Source organism: Lelliottia sp. GFLA7 (assembly GCF_056490165.1).
This window is the reverse complement of the sequence record NZ_JBWLAQ010000002.1, coordinates 330710-354494: the sequence shown is the minus strand read 5'-3', so window position 1 is coordinate 354494 and position 23785 is coordinate 330710. Positions and strand designations below refer to the sequence as shown.

At 53.3% G+C, this 23785-nt stretch carries 18 protein-coding genes, 2 tRNA genes and 3 other RNA genes; 13 read left to right on the top strand and 10 right to left on the bottom strand.

Going from position 1 to position 23785, the window contains the following annotated elements:
* Nucleotides 1–15: 15 nt before the first annotated feature.
* A complete protein-coding gene (gene uspC / locus AC07RN_RS07180) occupies nucleotides 16–441 on the bottom strand; it encodes a universal stress protein UspC (protein WP_478335975.1) in 426 nt (141 codons plus the stop codon).
* 792 nt (nucleotides 442–1233) lie between these two features.
* Here uspC and flhD point away from each other — a divergent pair.
* The 8 genes from flhD to AC07RN_RS07140 all read left to right on the top strand — a co-directional run bounded on the left by flhD (nucleotide 1234) and on the right by AC07RN_RS07140 (nucleotide 10183).
* Nucleotides 1234–1584: a flagellar transcriptional regulator FlhD gene (gene flhD, locus AC07RN_RS07175; RefSeq protein WP_041689445.1), complete on the top strand. Its 351-nt coding sequence runs from the start codon at nucleotides 1234–1236 to the stop codon at nucleotides 1582–1584.
* Nucleotides 1585–1586: 2 nt separating this feature from the next.
* Nucleotides 1587–2165, top strand: coding sequence for a flagellar transcriptional regulator FlhC (flhC, locus tag AC07RN_RS07170; RefSeq protein ID WP_015959471.1), 579 nt, complete (start codon nucleotides 1587–1589; stop codon nucleotides 2163–2165).
* Between the two features lie 123 nt (nucleotides 2166–2288).
* Nucleotides 2289–3173 carry a flagellar motor stator protein MotA gene (motA, locus tag AC07RN_RS07165; protein WP_478335974.1) on the top strand — a complete coding sequence of 295 codons (885 nt, stop codon included), beginning with the start codon at nucleotides 2289–2291 and terminating at the stop codon, nucleotides 3171–3173.
* Nucleotides 3170–4099 carry a flagellar motor protein MotB gene (gene motB / locus AC07RN_RS07160; RefSeq protein WP_015959469.1) on the top strand — a complete coding sequence of 310 codons (930 nt, stop codon included), beginning with the start codon at nucleotides 3170–3172 and terminating at the stop codon, nucleotides 4097–4099. The genes motA and motB overlap by 4 nt, the downstream gene beginning before the upstream one ends.
* A gap of 4 nt (nucleotides 4100–4103) precedes the next feature.
* Complete coding sequence (gene cheA / locus AC07RN_RS07155; protein WP_478335973.1) at nucleotides 4104–6134, top strand: chemotaxis protein CheA; 2031 nt, start codon at nucleotides 4104–4106, stop codon at nucleotides 6132–6134.
* A 20-nt stretch (nucleotides 6135–6154) separates the two neighbouring features.
* Nucleotides 6155–6658, top strand: a complete 504-nt coding sequence (gene cheW, locus AC07RN_RS07150) for a chemotaxis protein CheW (RefSeq protein WP_015959467.1) — start codon at nucleotides 6155–6157, stop codon at nucleotides 6656–6658.
* A 617-nt stretch (nucleotides 6659–7275) separates the two neighbouring features.
* The gene (locus AC07RN_RS07145) at nucleotides 7276–8424 is read left to right on the top strand and encodes an integrase core domain-containing protein (RefSeq protein ID WP_478335972.1); all 1149 of its coding nucleotides are present in this window, start codon (nucleotides 7276–7278) and stop codon (nucleotides 8422–8424) included.
* Nucleotides 8425–8776: 352 nt separating this feature from the next.
* Nucleotides 8777–10183 carry a YchO/YchP family invasin gene (locus tag AC07RN_RS07140; RefSeq protein ID WP_478336280.1) on the top strand — a complete coding sequence of 469 codons (1407 nt, stop codon included), beginning with the start codon at nucleotides 8777–8779 and terminating at the stop codon, nucleotides 10181–10183.
* Between the two features lie 2 nt (nucleotides 10184–10185).
* Here AC07RN_RS07140 and narL read toward each other — a convergent pair whose 3' ends face one another.
* Complete coding sequence (gene narL / locus AC07RN_RS07135; RefSeq protein ID WP_012017701.1) at nucleotides 10186–10836, bottom strand: two-component system response regulator NarL; 651 nt, start codon at nucleotides 10834–10836, stop codon at nucleotides 10186–10188.
* Nucleotides 10829–12625 (bottom strand): nitrate/nitrite two-component system sensor histidine kinase NarX, encoded by a 1797-nt coding sequence (narX, locus tag AC07RN_RS07130; RefSeq protein ID WP_449554547.1) that lies wholly within the window; start codon nucleotides 12623–12625, stop codon nucleotides 10829–10831. Before narX ends, narL begins: the two co-directional genes overlap by 8 nt.
* A gap of 310 nt (nucleotides 12626–12935) precedes the next feature.
* On the opposite strand from narX, the gene AC07RN_RS07125 reads away from it, so the two are divergent.
* From AC07RN_RS07125 to narI, 5 genes are all read left to right on the top strand, one after another.
* Entirely contained in the window at nucleotides 12936–14333 is a 1398-nt protein-coding gene (locus AC07RN_RS07125; protein ID WP_449554546.1) for a NarK family nitrate/nitrite MFS transporter, read from the top strand.
* 381 nt (nucleotides 14334–14714) lie between these two features.
* Nucleotides 14715–18458, top strand: a complete 3744-nt coding sequence (locus AC07RN_RS07120) for a nitrate reductase subunit alpha (RefSeq protein WP_478335971.1) — start codon at nucleotides 14715–14717, stop codon at nucleotides 18456–18458.
* A complete protein-coding gene (gene narH, locus AC07RN_RS07115; RefSeq protein ID WP_478335970.1) occupies nucleotides 18455–19990 on the top strand; it encodes a nitrate reductase subunit beta in 1536 nt (511 codons plus the stop codon). The genes AC07RN_RS07120 and narH overlap by 4 nt, the downstream gene beginning before the upstream one ends.
* A complete protein-coding gene (gene narJ / locus AC07RN_RS07110; RefSeq protein WP_449554543.1) occupies nucleotides 19987–20697 on the top strand; it encodes a nitrate reductase molybdenum cofactor assembly chaperone in 711 nt (236 codons plus the stop codon). Before narH ends, narJ begins: the two co-directional genes overlap by 4 nt.
* Complete coding sequence (gene narI / locus AC07RN_RS07105; protein WP_235133432.1) at nucleotides 20697–21374, top strand: respiratory nitrate reductase subunit gamma; 678 nt, start codon at nucleotides 20697–20699, stop codon at nucleotides 21372–21374. The genes narJ and narI overlap by 1 nt, the downstream gene beginning before the upstream one ends.
* Before the next feature lie 159 nt (nucleotides 21375–21533).
* On the opposite strand, the gene AC07RN_RS07100 is transcribed toward narI, so the two are convergent.
* The 7 genes from AC07RN_RS07100 to AC07RN_RS07070 all read right to left on the bottom strand — a co-directional run bounded on the left by AC07RN_RS07100 (nucleotide 21534) and on the right by AC07RN_RS07070 (nucleotide 23766).
* Nucleotides 21534–21664: non-coding RNA, RtT sRNA (locus AC07RN_RS07100), on the bottom strand.
* A gap of 44 nt (nucleotides 21665–21708) precedes the next feature.
* Nucleotides 21709–21839: non-coding RNA, RtT sRNA (locus AC07RN_RS07095), on the bottom strand.
* A 44-nt stretch (nucleotides 21840–21883) separates the two neighbouring features.
* Nucleotides 21884–21968 (bottom strand) — tRNA-Tyr (locus AC07RN_RS07090).
* A 35-nt stretch (nucleotides 21969–22003) separates the two neighbouring features.
* A non-coding RNA gene (locus tag AC07RN_RS07085) (RtT sRNA) lies at nucleotides 22004–22133 on the bottom strand.
* Nucleotides 22134–22176: 43 nt separating this feature from the next.
* Nucleotides 22177–22261, bottom strand: a tRNA-Tyr gene (locus AC07RN_RS07080).
* 156 nt (nucleotides 22262–22417) lie between these two features.
* The gene (gene purU, locus AC07RN_RS07075; protein ID WP_012017694.1) at nucleotides 22418–23260 is read right to left on the bottom strand and encodes a formyltetrahydrofolate deformylase; all 843 of its coding nucleotides are present in this window, start codon (nucleotides 23258–23260) and stop codon (nucleotides 22418–22420) included.
* 47 nt (nucleotides 23261–23307) lie between these two features.
* Nucleotides 23308–23766 carry a YchJ family protein gene (locus tag AC07RN_RS07070; protein WP_012017693.1) on the bottom strand — a complete coding sequence of 153 codons (459 nt, stop codon included), beginning with the start codon at nucleotides 23764–23766 and terminating at the stop codon, nucleotides 23308–23310.
* Nucleotides 23767–23785 lie beyond the last annotated feature (19 nt).

The window sequence follows — 23785 nt, the reverse complement described above, 5'->3', positions numbered from 1 at the left end:
CGGCCCCTCGGTAAATCAATTGCCGAGGGGCACCAGCAGCACATCCACCTGGCTTGAACTGACAATTGCCTTTGCAGAGCACGCCGCGCGTGAGAAAAAGCTGTGGTTGTGGTTCCCACAAATCACCAGATCGATGTTCTGTTTGCGACACACATCCAGAATATGTTCGTTCAGCTCACCCGTCGCAATAAAGGTCCGCTCGACCGGGTAATGGGCTTTATCTTCCAGTTCCTGAAGAAATTGCTGCGTCTCTTCCTGCAAGAGTCCACGTATGTTTTCCAGCATCGGTGCGGCCAGCTGATTGTACATTTCCGGCTCAGAGGCGAGGGTGATAAAACTGACGCGAGCATTGAGGGGGCGTGCAATGGAAACAGCGCGTTCGACGAGGAGGTGGCTTTCGGGTGAGACCGCGACAGAGACAAGAATGTGGGAGTAACTCATTACGCACTCCTTATACTATAAGCCCACGATATCAATCACCTTTACCGCGATTCTACTGAGTTCGCAAGGGGGCAATACGACACTCGTGTGATGCTTATCATAATTATTCATTAATTATTCTTATAAAACGAATAGTGGCATAACGCGGGTAGCTACCGTAAATGAGGCACTTAACGGAAATTCAACAAAATTAATAATGCACTATTAAATGGTTTTAACCAGTTATCAACCCGTTTGGTATGATAACGAGTTGCAATTATTTAACATGCCGCATCAGTTAACTTACTGTTTTTAAAGCTAATGATTAAATCGTCTCTATGGTAGAAATGAACGTGAGTCCATTTACGCACATGGCGAAACGTCATCGGAAAATTTGTATTCATATTGTTAATACTTATGCATGACTATTCGTTCAGTGAGAATTGAAACGCATCGCATTTGAATGTTTTTCACTCAATCAACAAGTCATGCTGATGGGTTTGCAGATTTTTCTGGCTAATTTTTGTGATCTAGGTCACACTTTTTTTAAATTCTTAGCAAAGCTGGATTGTATGTCGCAAACCTGACGAGTAGAGTTGCCGCAATTAGGAAAAATCTTAGTTATTTGTAAGAAATGATAAAGCGTGTTATCAGAATGTAACCTTTACAGCCCTGAGCGTTTTACTCAGCACGACCCTTAATACAACTATGCATTTAGCCTTTTCTTTATTTTTTACCGGGGTTTTCCCGGCGACATCACGGGATGCGGTTTATCCGCATAAAAATTATAGTTGGTTATTGTGGATGGGAAAAATGCACACATCCGAAATGTTGAAACATGTCTATGACATTAATTTGTCATACTTATTGCTTGCACAACGTTTGATTAGTCAAGACAAACCTTCCGCGATGTTCCGCCTTGGTATTAGTGAAGAAATGGCGACAACATTGGGTGGTTTAACGCTTCCGCAGATGGTCAAACTGGCGGAAACTAATCAACTGGTTTGCCAGTTCCGTTTCGACAGTCACCAGACCATTACGCGTCTGACTCAAGATTCTCGCGTTGACGATCTGCAACAGATCCATACCGGTATTCTGCTTTCGACTCGTCTCCTCACTGAAGTCAGCCAGACTGACGAAGTGGCCCGGAAGAAAAGGGCTTAACGATGAGCGAAAAAAGCATTGTTCAGGAAGCTCGCGACATTCAGTTGGCAATGGAACTGATCACGCTGGGTGCCCGCTTGCAAATGCTGGAAAGCGAAACTCAATTGAGCCGCGGTCGTCTTATCAAGTTGTATAAAGAATTACGTGGCAGCCCGCCGCCAAAAGGCATGCTGCCATTTTCAACCGACTGGTTTATGACCTGGGAGCAAAACATCCATGCGTCGATGTTTTGCAATGCCTGGCAATATCTTCTCAAAACGGGTTTATGCACTGGCGTAGACGCCGTTATCAAAGCTTACAAACTTTATCTTGAGCAATGTCCGCAGCCTGAAGAAGGCCCGTTGCTTGCGCTGACCCGAGCCTGGACTTTGGTGCGCTTTGTTGAAAGCGGCCTGTTGCAATTGTCGCGCTGTAACTGCTGTGACGGCAACTTTATCACCCACGCTCATCAGCCTGTAGGTAGCTTTGCCTGCAGTTTATGCCAGCCGCCATCACGTGCGGTAAAAAGACGTAAACTTTCCCCGCAATCTGCCGATAGTAATCCACAACTGCTGGATGAACAGATCGAACAAGCTGTTTAACCCGAACGTAGGGGCAAGATTCCAGCAGCGGTAAGAAATTACCGCTGCTTTTTTTTACCCCGCATTCCGGTTAATCATTCGAACTGAGCATCCTGCCATAGTCACTAGCTGAAGGATGATGTCGTGCTTATCGTATTAGGTTACCTGGTAGTTCTCGGTACAGTTTTCGGCGGTTACATGATGACCGGCGGACACCTTGGAGCACTCTATCAACCCGCTGAGCTGATTATTATCGGCGGCGCAGGCATAGGTGCATTCATCGTTGGCAACAACGGTAAATCCATTAAGGGCACGCTTAAGGCGCTCCCATTACTTTTTCGTCGTTCGAAATACACCAAAAGCATGTACATGGATCTGCTCGCGCTGCTTTATCGCCTGATGGCGAAGTCGCGTCAACAGGGAATGTTCTCGCTGGAAAGGGACATTGAGAACCCGAAAGAGAGCGAAATTTTCGCCAGTTATCCACGCATTCTCGCTGATGCGATGATGCTGGATTTCATTGTCGACTACTTGCGTCTCATCATCAGCGGCAACATGAATACCTTCGAAATCGAAGCGCTGATGGACGAAGAGATCGAAACCCACGAGAGCGAGTCCGAAGTGCCGGCCGCAGCGCTGGCGATGGTCGGCGACTCCTTACCAGCATTCGGTATCGTTGCAGCGGTAATGGGTGTGGTTCATGCCCTGGCATCAGCAGATCGTCCGGCAGCGGAGTTGGGTGCGCTGATTGCTCACGCGATGGTGGGAACGTTCGTCGGTATTCTTCTGGCGTATGGTTTTATCTCTCCGCTGTCGAGTGTGTTACGTCAGAAGAGCGCAGAAACAACCAAAATGATGCAGTGCGTGAAAATTACCTTGCTGTCGAACCTGAACGGCTACGCACCGCCAATCGCGGTGGAATTTGGGCGTAAAACCCTTTACTCCAGCGAGCGTCCATCGTTTATCGAGCTTGAAGAACATGTTCGTGCGGTGAAAAACCCAAACCAACAGACGACTGAGGACGCATGAAAAACCAGTCCCATCCCATCGTCATAGTCAAAAAGCGTAAGCACAAAGGCCACGGGCACGGTTCCCATGGCTCGTGGAAAATCGCGTATGCGGACTTTATGACCGCGATGATGGCGTTCTTCCTTGTGATGTGGCTAGTATCGATCTCAAGCCCCAAGGAGCTGATTCAGATTGCGGAATATTTTAGAACCCCGCTGGCGACAGCCATTACGGGTGGGCCGCGAATCTCTAACAGTGAAAGCCCGATTCCGGGTGGCGGCGATGATTTCACCCAACAGAAGGGTGAAGTCAAAAAAGAGCCGAACATTGATGAGCTGAAGAAGCGTATGGAACAAGCGCGTCTGAAAAAATTACGTGGAGACCTTGACCAGTTGATCGAGGCTGACCCGAAACTGCGCGCGCTGCGTCCACATCTGAAAATCGATCTGGTGCAGGAAGGGTTACGCATCCAGATTATTGATAGCCAGAACCGCCCAATGTTCAAAACAGGCAGCGCGGAAGTGGAGTATTACATGCGTGATATTTTGCGCGGTATTGCGCCTGTTTTGAACGGTATTCCTAACCACATCAGCCTTTCGGGCCATACGGATGATTTCCAGTATGCCAATGGTGAGAAGGGGTACAGCAACTGGGAACTTTCAGCCGATCGTGCCAACGCCTCGCGTCGCGAGCTGGTGGCAGGTGGGCTTGATGATGGCAAAGTTCTGCGCGTAGTCGGCATGTCATCCAGTATGCGTGTGACCGACCGCGGGCCGGAGGATGCCGTTAACCGTCGTATTAGTCTTTTGGTACTCAATCAGCAGGCGGAGCAGAGCATTCTGCACGAAAACGCCGACAGTCAGAATGAGTCACTGGACGATTTAAAACAGCCAGGGGCAGTTCCTTCGGCTGCCGTTCCAACATCGCCACAAGCCAATCCGAGGTGATAGCGTGAGCATGGATATTAGCGATTTTTACCAGACGTTTTTTGATGAAGCCGACGAGTTGTTGGCTGATATGGAGCAGCATCTCCTGAATTTGGTGCCTGAGGCCCCGGATTCAGAACAGCTGAATGCCATATTCCGTGCGGCACATTCTATTAAAGGTGGCGCCGGAACCTTTGGTTTTACCATTTTGCAGGAAACTACCCATTTAATGGAAAACCTGCTGGATGAGGCGCGTCGCGGTGAGATGCAGCTCAACACCGACATTATTAACCTGTTTTTGGAAACCAAAGATATTATGCAGGAACAGCTTGATGCCTATAAAAGCTCGTCAGAGCCGGATGCTGCCAGCTTTGAATACATCTGCAACGCGCTGCGTCAGTTAGCGCTGGAAGCGAAAGGCCAGGCGGCGACGCCAGCCGTAAGTGCGGCAAAATTGAGCGTCGTGGATGCGCTGGCGTCAGACGACGCGGTTGCTCCCGTCGCTGAAGACAAACTCCGTGTCGTGCTCTCTCGTCTGAAAGAAAGCGAAGTCAATTTGCTTGAAGAAGAGCTGGGTAATCTGGCGACGCTGAGCAACGTGGTGAAAGGCAAAGACAGCCTGGCAGCCACCATCGACGGTGGTATCGGCCAGGATGATATCGTGGCGGTTCTCTGCTTCGTTATCGAAGCCGATCAAATCGCTTTCGAAACGGAATCTGCCGCCATTGAAGCACCAGCTGAAGTCGACGAAGAACCTGAATTCACGGCACCTGCGGTTGTTGCACCTACGACGGCCCTGAAAGCGGTGCCAAATGATGCTGCGGCACCGAATCGCGCTGAGCGCGAAAAACCGGCAGCCCGCTCAAGTGAATCGACCAGCATCCGCGTCGCGGTAGAAAAGGTTGATCAGCTGATCAACCTGGTAGGCGAACTGGTGATCACCCAGTCCATGCTGGCACAGCGTTCTAACGAACTGGACCCGGTGACGCATGGTGATTTGATTACAAGCATGGGTCAGTTACAACGTAACGCCCGCGATCTGCAGGAATCGGTCATGTCCATCCGTATGATGCCGATGGAATATGTGTTCAGCCGCTTCCCGCGTCTGGTTCGCGATCTGGCTAGCAAGCTGGGTAAGCAAATCGACCTGACACAAATCGGGAGCTCTACTGAGCTGGATAAGAGCCTGATTGAACGCATTATCGATCCGTTAACGCACCTTGTGCGTAACAGTCTTGACCACGGCATTGAATCACCGGAAAACCGTATTGCGGCGGGTAAATCCCCAATCGGTAACCTGACGCTGTCTGCTGAACATCAGGGCGGCAACATTTGCATCGAAGTGATTGATGACGGTGCGGGTCTGAATCGTGAACGTATCCTGGCGAAAGCCATGTCGCAGGGGATGGCCGTTAACGAAAACATGACCGACGAAGAAGTGGGCATGCTGATCTTTGCGCCGGGCTTCTCAACCGCCGAGCAGGTCACTGACGTTTCGGGTCGTGGCGTGGGTATGGACGTGGTGAAACGTAACATCCAGGAAATGGGTGGTCACGTTGAAATCAAATCCAAGCAAGGTTCAGGCACGACGATTCGTATCCTGCTGCCGCTGACGTTGGCTATTCTCGACGGCATGTCGGTGAAAGTGGCCGGTGAAGTGTTTATCCTGCCGCTGAATGCGGTCATGGAATCCTTGCAGCCGAGTGATGAAGATTTGCATCCGCTGGCCGGTGGTGAGCGCGTACTTGAAGTGCGTGGCGAATATCTGCCGCTGGTGGAACTGTGGAAAGTGTTTGAGGTTGACGGCGCGAAAACCGAAGCCACTCAGGGCATCGTGGTGATTCTGCAAAGTGCAGGCCGTCGCTATGCGCTGCTGGTCGATCAGTTAATTGGTCAGCACCAGGTCGTGGTGAAAAACCTCGAAAGCAACTACCGCAAAGTGCCGGGAATTTCAGCTGCCACCATCCTTGGCGATGGCAGCGTCGCACTGATCGTCGATGTGTCGGCGCTTCAGGGATTAAATCGTGAACAACGTGTGGCGTACACAGCCGCCTGATTAGTAAAGAAGGTAAAAACATGACCGGTATGAGTAATGTAACGAAACTGGCAGGCGAGCCATCAGGGCAAGAATTTCTGGTTTTCACTTTAGGCGATGAAGAGTACGGCATCGATATTCTTAAAGTGCAGGAGATTCGCGGCTACGATCAGGTGACTCGCATTGCCAACACGCCTGCGTTTATCAAAGGTGTGACTAACCTGCGTGGTGTCATTGTCCCTATCGTCGATCTGCGCGTGAAGTTCAGCCAGGGCGACGTGGAGTACAACGAGAATACCGTGGTGATCGTCCTGAACCTGGGTCAACGCGTCGTGGGTATTGTGGTCGACGGCGTTTCTGATGTGCTGTCCCTGGCCGCAGACCAGATTCGCCCGGCACCAGAGTTTGCCGTCACGCTGTCGACCGAATACCTGACTGGCCTGGGTGCGCTCGGTGACCGTATGCTGATTCTGGTGAACATCGAGAAGCTGTTGAACAGCGATGAGATGGCATTGCTGGATATCGCAGCGAATCACGTAGCGTAAACTCTGCGGTCCGTTCCCCTCATCGCAGGGGGGAATTCTATGTTGTGCAGGTGGAATGGTTCCGTTCGCTAAGGATTCATCACCACCTTTCAGATTCGCTGCGGTGAACGTGTTAAGGGGGCTATCATGCCCCCTTAACAATCCCCGCGACCTGCAAGAACGCACTGCGCTCACCTCACGACCTTCTGCCTGCGGTCGGCTCTACTCGACTCCTGTCTCGCTTCGCCTGTGTCCGCCATCCCTGGCGCCCAGCCCTTGTCATTCGGTCTCCGGTTCGCCGATTTCAGCGGGAACTCAACACCCGTGCTCAATACATACGGTTGCGATGCTGGCGGGGGCGATGAGTCCGGCCGAAAATTGCCGAGACGTTTCCCCGAAGCCGGGTCGACGCGCACGGATGCGCGGAGAGGGCGTGACCTGCATGGATGCAGGATCGCGCCCGACCCGAAGCAGAGGGGAATAAGTCGAGGGTACCGCAAAGCGGCAATTTTCATTGCCGGGAGCCGGGATTGTAAAGGGGGCGGCGATGTATGAACCGGTCACATGGGTAACACTTTAAACCGGGCACATGGGTAACAGGTTATAACGGTACGGTAAACAGCTGACGGAGGTTTGCCGTGCCCTGGACTGAGACTGTTACCATGCAACGTTTGCAGTTTGTCGCGACCTGCCTTGAAGGCAACCTTCCCGTTGCCGAGGTATGCCGCCGCTTTAATATCAGCCGTAAGACCGGTTACAAGTGGCTGGCCCGTTTTTCACCGGATGATACCGCCTCCCTGGCTGACCGCTCCCGGGCACGCCATCACCAGAACTCAACCCCTGAACCCATGGTGCAGCTGTTGCTGGACACTAAACAGCAGCACCCGCTATGGGGTCCGGACAAAATCAGGCAGCGACTGCTTAACCTGAATATCACCGGCGTGCCTGCGGCCAGTACGATTGGAGAGCTGTTTCGGGTTCACGGGATGGTTAAAAAGCGTCGGCCTCCGGCTTTTAAATCCACACGACCTCATGAACTACATACTGTCGTCCACCCCAATGATGTCTGGAGTGCCGATTTCAAGGGTAAATTTACTCATACCGGCGGGCGCTGGTGTCACCCTTTTACGCTGACCGACAACTGCAGCAGGATAGTGCTGGCGTGCGATGCCACCTATATGCCTGACGGCCGGTTTGTCATTCCCTGCCTTGAACGGGTATTCCGGGAATGCGGTATGCCACAGGTGCTGCGTACGGATAACGGACCGCCGTTTGCCGGTGCTGGCCTGTGGGGGCTGAGCCAGATGTCCATCTGGCTGATTAAATGTGGTGTCCTGCCGGAACGTATCCGGCCGGGTAAGCCCACAGAGAACGGGCGGCATGAGCGGATGCACCGGACTCTGAAGGATGCACTAAAGCGACATACAAAGTTCACGTCCCTGGAAGAACAGCAGGCCTGGCTGGATGCCTGGCGCAGTGAGTTTAATGACATACGCCCCCACAAGGCGCTGGGCGGAAAAACACCCGGCTCGGTCTGGTATCCGTCAGAGCGCATCTTTACCGGCCCACTGAAGGCAATGCCGGTACCGGATGATGCACGGACATTACGCGTCTCAGTAAAAGGCGATTTATGCTTTAACAGCACCCGGATATTTTTATCGGAGGCGCTGAGGGGGGAATGGATATGGATGAAGCAGGTCGAAGAAGATCTGGATGAGATAGGTTTTGGTGAGCTGATACTGGCCCGGTACGACAGACGAAATCATCGTATAATCCGGGCCGATTAAGTCAAAAAGTGTTACCTATGTGACCGGTCAGATCTGTAACCCATGTGACCGGTTCATACACGATAGCCCCCTTAACACGTTCACGTGTGGGGCGGTGACAGATCGGCAAAAAAGTAAAGTGAACGGAACAACCCACTGAGCCGCATATTCCCCTCACCTTGTCCCTCTCCCCAAGGGGCGAGGGGATTGTTCAGCGCCACATCGGCCACAGCGATCAATCAGACTTCCTGCTCATGCAGGCTAAAACCGATTCAGGATAATCCGGAAATTCCCCTTAAAGCTGCAAACTGTCCCAAACCACGTTATGGTGTAAACTGGTCATACATGAGATCTGGATCACATTTATACCTTGATGGTTGCTGTTACCCGCGTTCGAAATCTTTTTCTCCTCCTCCTTGTTCCAGCCGGAGCCGTTTTGGCTGCGCCGAATTCCTTTATGCAGCAGGCGCAAAATCCGTTCGATAACAATGGCGATAGCCTCCCGGATCTCGGACTCGCGAAACCCAATGGCGAAAGCGAAAAGCATCTCGCCGAAATGGCGAAAGCGTTCGGCGAAGCGAGCATGACCGACAACGGCCTGACGACCAGCGAGCAGGCGCGTCAGTTTGCGTTTGGCAAAGTGCGTGATGCGGTCAGCGGCGAAGTGAATGAGCAGATTGAATCCTGGCTTTCGCCCTGGGGGAACGCCAGCGTCGATTTGCTGGTCGACGAAGAGGGCAAATTTAACGGCAGCAGCGGCAGGTGGTTTATCCCCTGGCAGGACAATAATCGCTACCTGAGCTGGAGCCAGCTGGGCCTCACGCAGCAAACGGATGGCCTGGTGAGCAACGCAGGGATTGGCCAGCGCTGGGTGGCAGGAAAATGGCTGCTCGGTTACAACACGTTTTACGACAATCTGCTGGATGAGAATCTGCAAAGAGCCGGGCTTGGGGCGGAAGCCTGGGGTGAAAACCTGCGCCTGTCGGCCAATTATTATCAGCCATTTTCCAGCTGGCGTGACAGCTCGGATCTCCAGGAGCAGCGCATGGCGCGCGGATATGATGTGACGGCCAAAGCCTGGCTGCCGTATTTTCATCATCTGAATACCAGCGTGAGTTTTGAGCAGTATTTTGGCGATAACGTCGACCTGTTTCGCAGCGGGACGGGGTATCACAATCCGATGGCGGTTAATTTGGGTCTCGATTATACGCCGGTGCCTCTGCTGACGTTTTCCGCTGCGCATAAGCAGGGCGAAAGCGGCGTGAGTCAAAATAACCTGGGCATGAAGCTTAACTACCGCTTTGGCGTGCCGCTGAAAAAACAGCTGTCGTCGGAGGAAGTGGCAACGACCCGTTCGCTGCGCGGAAGCCGTTACGATCCGGTGGATCGCACCAGTCTGCCGGTGATGGAGTTCCGCCAGCGTAAAACGCTGTCGGTCTATCTGGCGACGCCACCGTGGGATTTAACGCCGGGGGAAACGGTGGTTCTGAAAATGCAGGTTCGCAGTACGCACGGCGTGCGACAGTTTCACTGGCAGGGCGATACGCACGCGCTGAGTTTGACCTCGCCCGCTAACGCCAATAGCGATGAGGGATGGAGCGTAATTATGCCTGCCTGGGATGCGAGTGAAGGGGCGACTAACCGTTGGAAACTGTCCGTCGTTGTCGAAGATAAAGATGGGCAGCGTGTCTCTTCCAATGAGATCACGCTCTCTCTGTCGCAACCGCTGGTGGCGTTGCCAGATGACGATGGCGGCTATCAGCTGCTGCCAAATGAGTGAGATTAAAAGATACGATCCTGATGTACCCACACTGCCGCTTCGACGCGTGATTTCAGCTTCATTTTCTTGAGCATATGCTTCACATGCACTTTCACCGTGCTTTCAGTGATATCCAGACGGCGGGCGATCATTTTGTTCGGTAAGCCCTGAGCGATCAGCTTCAGGATATCGCGCTCGCGCGGGGTCAACTGCGTGACGTCACGGTCAGATGTGGCGCGGTTGGCGCGCAGGCTGGCCGCGAGGACGGGGGTTAACGCTTCGCTCAGTACCATTTCACCGGCGGCCGCCTGTTGCAGCGCTTTGAGCAAATCTTCCGGTTCCATGTCTTTGAGCAGATAGCCATCGGCCCCGCGTTTCAGCGCGGTCACAACGTCTTCTTCATGGTTGGAGACGCTAAACACCACGATCCGTCCGGACAGCGATTTTTCACGCAATTTATCCAGCGTTTCCAGACCGTTCATGCCAGGCATATTGAGATCAAGCAGGATCAAATCAGGATCGAGAGATTCGGCAAGTTCAATACCCTGTTCGCCGTTGCTGGCTTCGCCCACAACGGTAATGTCTTCCGCCATGCTGACGAGTTGTCTTACGCCGGTGCGCAGCATCGGATGATCGTCTATTAACAGAATGGTTGCCGGTTCCTGATTAGACATGGGTTTCTCCTTGAGAAGTGATTAGAGGCTTTTCGGGTATAAAGGTCACCACTACTTCAGTGCCGCCAGACTCACCCCGGCGAACCTGGCAATCTCCGCGCAGGCTTTGCGCTCGGTCTCGCATAATAATTAAACCATAGTGGTTGCTTCTCTCAGCGTTTTCCGGCACGCCGCAGCCGTTATCCTGAACGATAAGTTTCACCTGGTTCTGGTGGTGACTTACGGTCACGGTGACTGCCGTCGCGCTGGCGTGCTTGAGCGTATTACTCAATGCCTCGCGGGCGATTTGTAGCAAATGAATGGCCTGATGCGAGGGCACAAAACGCGGGGGGAGCTGGTAATCCAGTTTCACCGGGAACCCCAGTCGGGCGCTAAATTCGTGACAGCTGGACTCCAGCGCAGGCCGCAGCCCGGGTTCCGTGAGTTGCAGGCGGAAAGTCGTTAACAGTTCGCGAAGCTGCACCCATGAGGTGTTCAGCTCGTTGCGGATCTGCCCCAGCAACTGCTTGCTGTTCTCCGGCAGCCCGTCATCCTGCATTTGCAGACAGCTCACCTGCATCTTCATGCACGATAGCGACTGTGCGATCGAATCGTGAAGCTCGCGGGCAATGGTGGCGCGCTCTTCCATCACAATCAGCTGCTGTTGTTTTTCCTGATGTCTGTCGAGCGCCAGGGTCGCGGTGAGCTGTTCGACCAGCGTGTCGACCAGCTGCTGCTGATCGTGGTTCAAATGGCGGCCCGTCGGGAGCGTTGCCAGCAGGATGCCGTACTGAGTGTGGCTATCAGTGAGACGCCATTTCAGCGTCGTCCCGCTGCTGGTGAGCGGCGGTAAACCGCGCGGGCAGAGATGACAGCCTTTGTCATCGCAGGACATATCGGACTGACAGGTGAATTCCTGATGATTTTCTTCGTCTTCAACGTCGTAAACCCGCAGTTCGATATCATGCAACAGTGTGAGGGTTTGCAGGCCGTTGAGCACCGGTGAAAGGCGTTCGCACAGGGGGATCTGCGAATGCAGACGGCGGTTTGCCTGCCATAAGAACGAGAGAATTTCGTTCTTTTGCTCCAGACCCGCCGTTTTTTCCTGCACGCGCTTTTCGAGCACCGCGTAGCTTTCGGCCAGTTCGCCAGACATGTTGTTCAGCGCCTGTCCCAGCATGGCCATTTCGTTGCGTCCGCTAATGTGCGCGCGCTGGGTAAAATCTCTTTCTGTCACCGCCCGCGCGACGGCTAACAGCTGTTGCCATGGGTACAGCAACCGTGCGCGCAGCCAGACGATGGTAAAAATGAGCAGCAAAGCCATAAAAAGAGCCATTGCCCGATGGAGCATCACCACGCGTTCAATGCGCATTTCGGTGGAAGAATCGAAAGAAGAGACCAGCGTGTCGATGCGCGCAACAAAGCGGGCAACGTCATCAGCAACGGTTTCTGCACTTTTTGCCTGTTTAAGGCCGGGTTCGAGCTGGCTATGCCAGTAACCCTGTAATGCCTTCAACTGGGCCTGCTGGCCGTCACGCTGGGCGGCGATAACCAGTTCCGGGCTGAAGGCGGTGCGTTCCATATCGTCGAGCAGGGGTTTGTCTTCCGGCGTAAGCGGCACGGCCGCCAGCAGGCGATAACTCTGCATACGCAGCGAACCTGCCTCGTTGATGGCATGGGCGCTACCCTGCACGCCCTGTACCAGCCAGCCAGAGATCGCCATGCCGGTCACACCAATGGCGGTGGACAGCAACACGATGAGGGCCAACTGATTAACCAGCGTCAGCGGGGAGAAGAGTCGTTTTAACATGGGCTTGACTTGCTCCGGATTTTGCCTGCCTCCAGTAATGGCGCTATTCTGGTGTATACCCTGGAGTATACCCATACCAACAAGGGATTACTCCTAAATTGCCGGAGGGGTAATCGCCAGGGGGAGGCGGTGAACTTAAGTCGTCAGCACCGTGAAAAACCACACCTTTTTTACCGGAAAAACCTACTCACTAAGGATGATGACGATTTTTTACGCGTTAATCTGCCCCCTTTTCCTTTGATTTATATCAACTTACCGCCTGCTTAAAACCCTACAGTTTGCAGCATCATTTTGATAATCAGAGGTGTCTATGAGTCACTCATCCGCCCCCGAAAGGGATACTGGTGCTGTTATTAGCGATTGGCGTCCGGAAGATCCGGCGTTCTGGCAACAGCGCGGGCAACGTATAGCAAGTCGTAATCTGTGGATTTCTGTTCCGTGTTTGTTGTTGGCGTTTTGTGTGTGGATGCTGTTTAGTGCCGTGGCGGTGAACTTACCTAAAGTCGGTTTTAAATTTACGACCGATCAGCTGTTTATGCTGACGGCGTTGCCTGCGTTGTCGGGGGCGCTGCTGCGTGTGCCTTACGCGTTTATGGTGCCGCTGTTTGGTGGACGTCGCTGGACGGCATTCAGTACCGGCATCATGATCATCCCTTGCGTGTGGCTGGGTTTTGCGGTGCAGGACACCTCGACACCGTTTAGCGTTTTCGTGACCATTGCACTGCTGTGCGGTTTTGCGGGGGCTAACTTCGCGTCCAGTATGGCGAACATCAGCTTCTTCTTCCCGAAAGCGAAGCAGGGCGGTGCCCTCGGTATTAACGGCGGCATGGGTAACATGGGCGTCAGCGTTATGCAGTTGATTGCGCCACTGGCGATCTCGGTCTCCATCTTCGCGGTGTTTGGCGGCGGCGGTGCGGTACAACCGGACGGCTCAATGCTGTATCTGCAGAATGCGGCCTGGATTTGGGTACCGTTCCTGGTGGTGTTGACCCTGATGGCGTGGTTCTTCATGAACGACCTGTCCGCGTCTAAAGCCTCTCTGAGCGAACAGCTGCCGGTCCTTAAGCGCGCGCATCTGTGGGTTATGGCGCTACTTTACCTGGCGACGTTCGGATCGTTTATCGGCTTCTCTGCCGGTTTCGCCATGCTGTCGAAAACCCAGTTCCCGGATGTGCAGATCCTGCATTACGCGTTCTTTGGCCCATTCATTGGCGCACTGGCACGTTCTACCGGCGGGATGATTTCTGACCGTCTGGGCGGGACGCGCGTGACGCTGGTGAACTTTGTGTTGATGGCTATCTTCTGCGGACTGCTGTTCCTGACGCTGCCGACCAACGGTCAGGGCGGTAACTTTGGCGCTTTCTTCGCCGTGTTTATGGTGCTGTTCCTGACGGCCGGTCTGGGCAGCGCTTCGACCTTCCAGATGATTTCGGTGATTTTCCGTAAGCTGACCATGGATCGTGTGAAAGCGCAGGGTGGAAATGAAGAACAAGCGATGCGCGAATCTGCAACGGACACGGCGGCTGCGCTGGGCTTCATCTCTGCAATCGGCGCGATCGGCGGCTTCTTTATCCCGAAAGCCTTTGGTATCTCTCTCGATTTGACCGGTTCCCCTGCCGGTGCGATGAAAGTGTTCCTCGTCTTCTATATCGCCTGCGTCTTTATTACGTGGGTGGTATACGGCCGTAATACTAAGAAAAATAAGTAAGTTTGATTATCCGTTTGCGCGGCCACTGTGCCGCGCTCTTTTTTATATGCCATTTAGTTACAACATACTGTAAATGCATAATGGTATGGCCGGATGTAACACTGTGATCGCCATCGCTTTGCAGAAACGCCTACTCCTTAATACCTCAGATGTTAAATGAAACCGTTCTGTTTGTACGGTAAATAAGAAAAACCCTTATAAATCATATAAATAAAATATCAATTTTTATACCGCTTTAGGGGTACAGCGGGAAATGCTGCGGGGGAGTAACCCCGTCGGCCTTGATCGTTATCAATTCCCGTCATCTTTCATAGCGTTACCTTCGCTGCAAATCAGCAATGTCGATTTAGAGAGCCACAGGCTCCACACAGGAGATACCCGATGAGCAAATTTTTGGACCGGTTTCGCTACTTCAAGCAGAAGGGCGAAACTTTTGCCGATGGGCACGGCCAGGTTCTGGAGACAAACCGGGACTGGGAAGATGAATACCGTCAACGTTGGCAGCATGACAAAGTCGTTCGTTCTACACACGGTGTAAACTGCACCGGTTCCTGTAGCTGGAAGATTTTCGTCAAGAATGGCTTAGTGACCTGGGAAATGCAGCAGACTGACTATCCGCGTACGCGTCCGGATATGCCAAACCACGAACCGCGCGGCTGTCCTCGCGGCGCAAGTTATTCCTGGTATCTGTACAGCGCTAACCGCCTGAAATACCCGTTGATGCGTAAACGCCTGATGAAAATGTGGCGTGAAGCAAAAATCCAGCACAGCGATCCGGTGGATGCCTGGGCCTCTATCATCGAAGACGCCGACAAAGCGAAAAGCTTCAAGCAAGCGCGCGGTCGCGGCGGTTTTGTCCGTTCATCCTGGCAGGAAGTGAATGAGCTGATTGCCGCCTCTAACGTCTATACCGTCAAAACCTACGGTCCGGACCGCGTGGCGGGCTTCTCCCCAATCCCGGCGATGTCGATGGTTTCTTACGCCTCTGGTGCGCGTTACCTTTCTCTCATCGGCGGGACCTGTCTGAGCTTCTACGATTGGTACTGCGACTTGCCGCCAGCGTCTCCGCAGACCTGGGGCGAACAGACGGACGTTCCTGAATCCGCTGACTGGTACAACTCCAGCTATATCCTGGCCTGGGGTTCAAACGTTCCGCAAACCCGTACGCCTGACGCGCACTTCTTTACCGAAGTCCGTTATAAAGGCACCAAAACCGTTGCTATCACGCCTGACTATGCCGAAATCGCCAAGCTGTGCGATCTGTGGCTGGCACCAAAACAAGGCACCGACTCCGCAATGGCGCTGGCAATGGGTCACGTCATGCTGCGTGAATTCCACCTCGATAACCCAAGTCAGTACTTTACCGACTACGTGCGTCGCTATACCGACATGCCAATGCTGGTGTTGCTGGAAGAGCGCGATGGCTACTACGCAGCAGGCCGCATGTTACGTGCCGCCGATCTGGTTGATGCGCTGGGTCAGGAAAATAACCCGGAATGGAAAACGGTCGCCTGTAACAACGATGGCGATTTAGTGGCACCGAATGGTTCTATCGGTTTCCGCTGGGGCGAAAAAGGTAAATGGAATCTCGAGCAACGCAACGCAACCACCGGTGAAGAGACCGATCTGCGTCTAAGCATGCTCGGCAGCCAGGATGAGATCGCCGAAGTGGGCTTCCCGTACTTTGGTGGCGAAGGCACTGAACATTTCAACAAAGTGGAGCTGGAAAATATCCTGCTGCACAAACTGCCGGTGAAGCGTCTGCAACTGGCCGATGGCTCTACTGCGTTGGTCACCACCGTTTACGATCTGACCATGGCCAACTATGGCCTGGAGCGCGGTCTGAACGATGAAAATTGTGCGACCAGCTACGACGAAATCAAAGCGTATACCCCGGCATGGGCTGAGCAAATCACCGGTGTTCAACGCACGCAGATCACCCGTATCGCGCGTGAGTTTGCAGAAAACGCAGATAAAACGCACGGCCGCTCAATGATTATCGTGGGTGCCGGTCTGAACCACTGGTATCACCTCGATATGAACTATCGCGGTCTGATCAATATGCTGGTGTTCTGTGGCTGTATCGGCCAGAGCGGTGGCGGCTGGGCACACTATGTGGGCCAGGAAAAACTGCGTCCGCAGACCGGCTGGCAGCCGCTGGCGTTTGGCCTTGACTGGCAGCGTCCGGCGCGTCACATGAACAGCACCTCTTACTTCTATAACCACTCCAGCCAGTGGCGCTACGAGACCGTTACCGCGCAGGAACTGCTGTCGCCGATGGCAGATAAATCGCGCTACACGGGCCATCTGATCGACTTTAACGTGCGTGCTGAGCGCATGGGCTGGTTGCCATCTGCACCACAGCTGGGAACCAACCCGCTGCGCATTGCGGAAGAAGCGAAAAAAGCGGGCATGTCGCCGGTGGATTACACCGTTAAATCGCTGAAAGACGGCTCAATTCGTTTTGCGGCTGAAGAGCCAGAAAACGGTAAGAACCACCCGCGTAACCTGTTCATCTGGCGCTCGAACCTGCTGGGATCGTCCGGTAAAGGCCATGAGTACATGCTGAAGTATCTGCTCGGTACCGATCACGGTATCCAGGGTAAAGATCTCGGTAAACAGGGCGGCGTGAAGCCAGAAGAAGTCGAGTGGAAAGACAACGGTCTCGACGGCAAGTTGGATTTGGTCGTGACCCTGGACTTCCGTCTGTCCAGTACCTGTCTGTACTCCGATATCGTGCTGCCAACCGCCACATGGTACGAAAAAGACGACATGAATACCTCGGATATGCATCCGTTTATTCACCCGTTGTCTGCCGCGGTTGACCCGGCATGGGATTCGAAAAGCGACTGGGATATCTACAAAGATATCGCGAAGAAATTCTCCGAAGTGTGTGTCGGCCATCTGGGCGTGGAAACCGATGTGGTGACCCTGCCAATCCAGCACGACTCTGCCGCCGAACTGGCGCAGCCGCTGGATGTAAAGGACTGGAAAAAAGGCGAATGCGACCTGATTCCAGGCAAAACTGCGCCGCACATTATTCCGGTTGAACGTGATTATCCGGCGACCTACGAGCGCTTTACCTCCATTGGTCCGCTGATGGATAAAATCGGTAACGGCGGGAAAGGGATCGCCTGGAATACCCAGACTGAAATGGATCTGTTGCGTAAGCTCAATTACACCAAAGCGGACGGCCCGGCTAAAGGCCAGCCGATGCTGAACACGGCGATTGATGCAGCCGAAATGATCCTGACACTGGCACCGGAAACCAACGGTCAGGTGGCGGTGAAAGCCTGGGCTGCGCTCAGCGAATTTACCGGCCGTGACCATACCCATCTGGCGCTGAATAAAGAAGACGAGAAAATTCGCTTCCGCGATATCCAGGCGCAGCCGCGCAAAATCATCTCCAGCCCAACGTGGTCAGGCCTGGAAGATGAACATGTGTCCTATAACGCCGGGTATACCAACGTTCACGAACTGATCCCATGGCGTACCCTGACAGGCCGTCAGTCGCTGTATCAGGATCACCAATGGATGCGCGACTTTGGTGAAAGCCTGCTGGTTTACCGCCCGCCAATTGACACACGTTCGGTGAAAGCGGTGATGGGTGCGAAATCCAACGGTTATCCGGAAAAAGCGCTGAACTTCCTGACGCCACACCAGAAGTGGGGTATTCACTCCACGTACAGCGACAACCTGTTGATGCTGACGCTGGGACGCGGTGGTCCGATTGTCTGGATGAGCGAAGTGGACGCGAAAGAGCTGGATATCGTCGATAACGACTGGATTGAAGTGTTCAACAGCAACGGTACATTGACCGCGCGTGCTGTCGTCAGCCAGCGTGTCCCGGCCGGGATGACCATGATGTACCACGCGCAGGAACGTATCGTGAACCTGCCGGGTTCTGAAATCACCCAGCAGCGCGGCGGTATTCATAACTCGGTGACGCGTATTACGCCGAAACCGACCCATATGATCGGCGGCTATGCGCAGTTGGCGTACAGCTTTAACTACTACGGCACCGTCGGCTCGAACCGCGATGAGTTTGTAGTGGTGCGTAAAATGAAAAATATTGACTGGTTAGACGGCGAAGGTAATGACCAGGTACAGGAGAGCGTAAAATGAAAATTCGTTCACAAGTCGGCATGGTGCTGAACCTCGATAAATGCATCGGCTGTCATACCTGCTCAGTCACCTGTAAAAACGTCTGGACCAGCCGCGAAGGTACGGAATACGCCTGGTTCAATAACGTTGAAACCAAACCGGGTACTGGCTTCCCAACCGACTGGGAAAATCAGGAAAAATGGAAGGGCGGCTGGATCCGCAAAATCAACGGCAAACTGCAGCCGCGTATGGGTAACCGTGCGTTGCTGCTGGGTAAAATCTTCGCCAACCCGCATATGCCGGGCATCGATGATTACTACGAACCCTTTGATTTTGACTACCAGAATTTGCATAACGCCGCGGAAGGTAAGCATCAGCCGATTGCCCGCCCACGCTCGTTGATCACCGGTCAGCGTATGGCGAAGATCGAAAAAGGCCCGAACTGGGAAGACGATCTGGGCGGTGAGTTCGAGAAGCTGTCGAAAGACAAAAACTTCGAAAACATGCAGAAGGCGATGTACGGTCAGTTCGAAAACACCTTCATGATGTATTTGCCGCGTCTGTGCGAGCACTGCCTTAACCCGGCGTGTGTGGCGACGTGCCCGAGCGGCGCCATCTATAAGCGTGAAGAAGATGGCATCGTGCTGATTGACCAGGACAAATGCCGCGGCTGGCGGATGTGCATCACCGGTTGCCCGTACAAAAAAATCTACTTCAACTGGAAGAGCGGCAAGTCTGAGAAGTGCATTTTCTGCTATCCGCGTATCGAAGCGGGTATGCCGACCGTTTGCTCAGAAAGCTGCGTAGGCCGTATTCGTTACCTTGGCGTGTTGCTGTATGACGCAGACGCAATTGAGAACGCGGCAAGCACCGAGCATGAAAAAGATCTGTATCAGCGTCAGCTGGACGTATTCCTTGACCCGAACGATCCGAAAGTGATCGCGCAGGCGCTGGAAGACGGTATTCCGCAAAGCGTGATCGACGCGGCGCAGAAGTCTCCGGTGTACAAAATGGCGATGGACTGGAAGCTGGCTCTGCCGCTGCACCCGGAATATCGCACGCTGCCGATGGTCTGGTATGTGCCGCCTCTGTCTCCGATTCAGTCTGCTGCGGATGCAGGTGAATTGGGTAGCAACGGAATTCTGCCGGATGTTGAAAGCCTGCGTATCCCGGTGCAATACCTTGCCAATCTGCTGACGGCAGGTGATACCCAGCCGGTGCTGCTGGCGCTAAAACGTATGCTGGCGATGCGTCACTTCAAACGTGCCGAAACGGTGGATGGCGTGGTTGATACCAGCGCGCTGGAAGAGGTGGGTCTGAGCGAAGCGCAGGCGCAGGAAATGTACCGTTATCTGGCGATTGCTAACTATGAAGATCGTTTCGTGGTCCCAAGCAGTCACCGTGAGCTGGCGCGTGAAGCCTTCCCGGAAAAAAGCGGCTGTGGTTTTACCTTCGGCGATGGTTGCCACGGTTCAGACACCAAATTCAACCTGTTCAACAGCCGTCGTATTGATGCGATGGATGTGACCAGCAAAACGGAGCCGCACCAATGATTGAACTCGTCATTGTTTCGCGTCTGCTCGAGTACCCTGATGTCGCTCTGAAGGAGCACCAGCAGGAACTCTTTGATGCACTCGCGTCATCGGAAACCCTGGATAAAGAGGATGCCCAGAACCTGGGCGTTTTCCTGCGCGATTTGCTCGCGCAGGATCTTCTGGATGCGCAGTCTGACTACAGCCAGCTGTTTGACCGTGGCCGCGCCACTTCGTTGCTGTTGTTCGAGCATGTTCACGGTGAGTCCCGCGACCGTGGTCAGGCGATGGTTGACCTGATGGCCCAGTACGAAGAGCACGGATTGCAGATCGACAGCCGCGAGCTGCCGGACCATCTGCCGCTGTACCTGGAATATCTGGCGCAGTTGCCTCAGGAAGAGGCGCTGGGCGGTTTGCAGGATATTGCGCCGATTCTGGCGTTACTGAGCGCACGTCTGCAACAGCGTGAAAGCCGCTATGCGGTGCTGTTTGATCTACTGGTGAAACTGGCGAATACGGCAATCGACAGTGGCAAAGTGGCGGAGAAAATCGCGGACGAAGCGCGCGATGATACCCCTCAGGCGCTGGATGCGGTATGGGAAGAAGAGCAGGTGAAATTCTTTGCTGACCAGAATTGCGGCGAATCGGAAATCTCGAATCATCAGCGTCGTTTTGCCGGAGCTGTTGCCCCGCAATATTTGAATATCTCTAACGGAGGACAGCAATAATGCAATTCCTGAATATGTTCTTCTTCGATATCTACCCGTATATCGCGGGTACGGTATTCCTGGTCGGGAGCTGGCTGCGTTACGACTACGGTCAATATACCTGGCGCGCGGGTTCCAGCCAGATGCTGGATCGCAAAGGGATGAACATGGCGTCTAACCTGTTCCATATCGGGATTCTGGGTATTTTCGCCGGTCACTTCCTCGGGATGCTGACGCCGCACTGGATGTACGAATCGTTCCTGCCGATCGAAGTGAAGCAGAAAATGGCGATGATTGCCGGTGGTGCATGCGGTGTGATGACGCTGGTGGGTGGCCTGATGCTGCTGAAGCGTCGTCTGTTCAGCCCACGCGTTCGCGCAACGACCACAGCCGCCGACATTCTGATTCTGTCTCTGCTGATGGTGCAGTGCGCGCTGGGCCTGCTGACCATTCCTTTCTCTGCCCAACATATGGACGGCAGCGAAATGCTGAAACTGGTTGGCTGGGCGCAGTCGGTGGTGACGTTCCACGGTGGCGCGTCTGAGTATCTGGACGGCGTGGCGTTTGTCTTCCGCGTGCATCTGGTGCTGGGGATGACGCTGTTTGTGTTGTTCCCGTTCTCACGTCTGGTTCACATCTGGAGTGCGCCGGTCGAATATCTGACGCGTAAATATCAGATTGTGCGTGCACGTCGCTAATCATTCTGTGAATGAGTGAAAGAATAAACCCTGCTTCGGCGGGGTTTTTTTTTGCCTGAATATTTGGCAAAGAGAGAATATGTTTGCTTCTCATCCTTCCCGCATGGACGGAATATGCAGTACAGAATTTTGATTCGAAAGAGGTGATATCTGGAAAGATGGTGGTGGGGGAAGGATTACTCAGCGCGATCCGCTTCGCCCTTCGGGTCGTTGCATGCGGCAACGTTTTCTCGCTGCGCTCGAATCGAACCTTGGTCGAAGCTTCTCATCCTTCCCACATGGGCAGAATATGCAGTGCAGAATTTTGATTCGTAAGAGGTGATATCTGGAAAGATGGTGGTGGGGGAAGGATTACTCAGCGCGATGCGCTTCGCCCTTCGGGTCGTTGCCTGCGGCAACGCTTTCTCGCTGCGCTCGAATCGAACCTTGGTCGAAGCTTCTCATCCTTCCCGCATGGGCAGAATATGCAGTGCAGAATTTTGATTCGTAAGAGGTGATATCTGGAAAGATGGTGGTGGGGGAAGGATTCGAACCTTCGAAGTCGATGACGGCAGATTTACAGTCTGCTCCCTTTGGCCGCTCGGGAACCCCACCAGGGGTAATTCATATTTTGAGGTAAAGCTAAGAGATGGTGGTGGGGGAAGGATTATTCGTCGCTTCGCTCCTCACCCTGCGGGCCGTTGCCAGAGGCAACGTTCTCTTGCTTCGCAAGAGTCGAACCTTAACGACGGTTCTCACCCTTCCCGATAAGTGCAAACTTCACAACTGCTCATCGGTGCTACTACATTTCTGTAGTGAATAATGGTGGTGGGGGAAGGATTCGAACCTTCGAAGTCGATGACGGCAGATTTACAGTCTGCTCCCTTTGGCCGCTCGGGAACCCCACCACGGGGTAATGCTTTTACTGGCCTGCTTCCTGTTGGAAGCGGGGCGCATCATATCAAATGACGCGCCCCTGTAAAGCATTCCTTTCTTTAAAATGAATCAGTTGGCTGCTTTTTATTCGTAAAGGTGCAAAGCTAATCAATTCATTTCATGAAGGATTAAAGAATGATCGTTCTGTTGCCGTAAACAAAGACGCGCTGCGCCAGCACCTGATAGAGCGCACGACTCAACACGTTCTTCTCGACATCGCGTCCCGCACGCATCATATCTTCCGCCGTGTACGTATGATCCACGTGAATGACATCCTGCATGATGATTGGACCTTCATCCAGATTGTCATTGACGTAGTGCGCGGTGGCACCCACGATCTTCACACCACGCTCGTACGCCTGATGATAAGGGCGCGCGCCAATAAAGGCCGGCAAGAATGAGTGGTGAATGTTGATAATTTTGTTCGGAAAGCGAGAGACAAACGACGGTGTCAGGACGCGCATGTATTTTGCCAGCACCACGTAATCCGGATCGTGCGCTTCAATAGCCTGAGCCATCAAATCGTCGTGTTCTTCGCGGGTATGGCCTTCATGGCTCACCAGCTCGAACGGAATATCAAAACGTTCAACCAGGGTGCGCAGCGTATCGTGGTTGCCGATGACCGCAGCAATCTCAACGTCCAGACCACCGTAGTTGGCTTTCATTAACAAATCGCCAAGGCAATGCGCTTCTTTGGTGACGAGAATGACGACCCGACGACGTCCGGAAGGGGTTAACTCACGAACTGAGCCTTCTGGTAACGCGCCATCAAGATCGGCGAGCAGGGTCGTGTCGTTGAAAATCCCTTCCAGTTCGGTACGCATAAAGAAGCGCCCGGTGCGGTGATCAACAAACTCATTGTTCTGCACGATGTTTAATTCGTGCTTATAGCAAATGTTGGTGATACGAGCGATTAAACCCTTCTGATCAGGGCAAATGGTACGCAGTACTTTGCGTTGTAGTGATTGCATCGCGAGGAAATCCTGTTGAGTGTTTGCTTGTTATTGGTGGTCAGGCATTATTGCCCGCAACACTTTTTAAATTTTTTACCTGAGCCGCAAGGGCAGGCGTCATTACGACTAAATTGCGGACGAGTACCATCAATATAGTACCATTGTCCGCCCTCAAGAATGAACCGCGAGCGTTCAATGATGGCACCCGGTTTATCATGCTCAATGAAACGCGCGACAAAACTGACAAAACCTTCTTTCGCTGTTTGACCGATTGAGGTTTCGTAAATCGTGAGACCCTGCCATTGCGTGTTGGTGAATCCCGAAACGATCTCCTGGCGAAAATCAGCAGCCTGGCACGACGGATGCCAGGTTTTGATCAGATAGTCTGCGTCTTTGATCACAAAAGCTGTGTATCTGGAGCGCATTAGGTGTGACGGGTCCGGAGCTAGCTGGTCGCCAGAAAGATATCGTTGGCAACATAGGCTATACTCGAGGGCGCTACCACAGGGACAGAGTTGAGTCACAATGCTCTTCCTGGAATAA